General features: G+C 54.8%; 2 protein-coding genes. Both read right to left on the bottom strand.

The features are described from left to right. Positions 1-73: 73 nt before the first annotated feature. Complete coding sequence (locus VLA04_05840) at positions 74-385, bottom strand: hypothetical protein (GenBank protein HSI21184.1); 312 nt, start codon at positions 383-385, stop codon at positions 74-76. Then, positions 382-2,320 (bottom strand): RHS repeat-associated core domain-containing protein (locus VLA04_05835; GenBank protein HSI21183.1); only part of this gene is annotated, 1,939 nt, incomplete at its 5' end. The genes VLA04_05835 and VLA04_05840, both read right to left, overlap by 4 nt.

Here is a 2,320-nt window from a genome sequence, read left to right as displayed (position 1 = left end):
CCTGCGCCGTGAGATGTTCTAACTCCAGACTGTAGACACGTCAGAGGCGTCGTCGCCGCTCTATTTTCTGATTTTATTCATCAAGCCAGGAATCTGCTTCTGACGTCCCTAGCTCCTTAGCTCTCAAAAACCAATGCTTGGATTTGTCATTGTTGCCCGCAGAAAGGCGGTAATAGAGGCCGAGCCTCATTGCCGCATCTGCTTCGCCAGTGCCAGCCTTGACTTCTAGAGCATGAATTTCTTGCTCGGTTAGGGAATATTCTTCCCTTGTTGATGGTTTTGTCACTTGCACCCAACGAACTGAAGTGGCTAAAAACCACCCAATGGCTATTACAGCCAGGCTGACGATCGTCACCAATCTTGCGCGTTTGCCTGTCGCACTCATCGTTTTTGGGGTGAAAATGTTTTGTAGCTGGTGCCAGGCTCCGGTGTGAATGTCACTGGGGGTTCATAAAGTGGTTTGTCTTCGTTGAAGGGATTTCGGACCGTGATGCCTTCTTGAGCGACAGTTAATGTCCCAGTTGGCGCAGTGACGTCGACCCCCATCAAATCTGCCAATTTTTGAGCATAGCTATCGTCGCCTCCTTCGCCAGTGTTGCAAACATTGAGACGGATTGGGGTATCTTTAACGTAACCCGATTTTGGATCATTTAAGATGTCCTTTAGCTGACTGGGTGTCACCCCTGATTTCTTCTTTCCGCGTTCTTCGATGATTTGATTTTTGTCAAATTCGTTGATGTGAGCAGCTACTGAAAACTCTTTGGGCATCGTCCCTCCGGCTTTTTTGTGAAGATAGTCGCCTTTTGAACCTTCCTTGTGGAAGCTATAATCTTCCAATCCAAGCGGATCCCAGGCGTTCACCGGGCTGTTGCCGACATAACCATAGAGGTTTAGCCCCCCTGACTCCTCAATCGGATCCTCGCTTAGCCATCTTTTCAGCTGGGGGCTGTAAATCCGATAAGGCGCAAGCGTCAGCCCGCTTGGGGCATGGGTCAGGTGCCCAGTGAAGCCCCGCTCGGTCACCCCTGGGCCCGCCGAGGTGAGCGAGAGCTCGCCATAAGCTCCAAACTCTGCTTCTCCGATGACACCGTCGCTCACTCGGTACCATCGTCTCACGCTGCCAAGGTGGTCGCCAAGATAAACCAGTGCATTGGCTCCTGCCTTTTCACCTCCGGCATAGTAGGTCGCGGCGACAACATTGCTGACGCTGTCGCGTTTTTGTGCCAATTCCAGCCCATCCCAAATGTAGCTCCACTGGCTGAGAACCACCCAGATGGTCCCATTGTGCTCCTTCTCCACCTGACGTACCCGGCGACCAAAGCCGTCGTAGCCAAACTCGCTGCGTCTTGCTCCTGTAACGGGCACTGCGGCGCTCTGCACTGCCAAGAGCTGGTTTTGAGCATCCCACTCCAGCCGTTGAATCACCGTCCCACTGCCATCGCGTTGTTCTGTGACATTGCCGTTGGCATCATAGTCCACTTCCTGGTCAACTCCAGCCGACACCGTCACTGTATAGTTGTTGGTTTTGACGTTGCTGTTGGCATCGGTTGCCTCCACGGAAATCGCGTTGCTCCCGGTAACCAGGCTCACTTCCTTCTTGAACTGCCAGGGACCAGACGGTCCCAGCTTGGTGACAGTTGCAGCGCTTCCGTTGACCTTCACTTGGGAGGCTTCATCGGTCGTGCCTTCCACGGAGGCTTTTCCAGGCCCCCCAAGAGTGGCCAGTTGGTTGCGGCCTTCGTTCGTGTGGATCTGCAAGGTGCCCGGACCTCCCGCAGGCAGGTTCACCGCAGAACTGATGTTTCCGGCAGCGTCATAGTGCCAGGCTTCCTTCTTCTGGGGGACTCCATCAAGGCTCTCGTCTAAATCGTTGAGTTGATCAGCCTGGTCGTGCCGCAGGGCCCAAGAGGTCACATTGGCGCTGGCATTGGTGCGGTCCCAGGTTTTGAGGTTGCCCGTCAGCTCATAGGTGTAGTCGTGCTTCTGCACGGTGCTGGTGCCCTGGCGGTGATGGATGGTTTGCAACCCCAACGCATTGGGACCGGCGTTGGCAGCATAGCGGATATAGAGGGTGTTGAACCCTCCGGGGAGGTCCACCTGATCAGGCAGGTTTGTGAGGTTGCCGCTATTATATGTGCCGGTGAAAGTGCCCAGATCGTTCGCCAGCTGGGAGGTCCTGCCCAACGCATCGAGAGTTAACTCCTCGGACCGGGTCACAGTAACTCCGTCGTCGGCCACAATCTCGCTTTTTGCAAGCCGTCCCCGCCAGTCATAGCTGTAGCGTAGTGTGTCATCCGTCCACGGGCCATTTGCTGAAGCC

It is taken from the genome of Verrucomicrobiia bacterium, from assembly GCA_035460805.1.
GTDB lineage: Bacteria > Patescibacteriota > UBA1384 > CAILIB01 > CAILIB01 > DATHWI01.
This window is presented reverse-complemented; position numbering and strand designations above follow the sequence as displayed.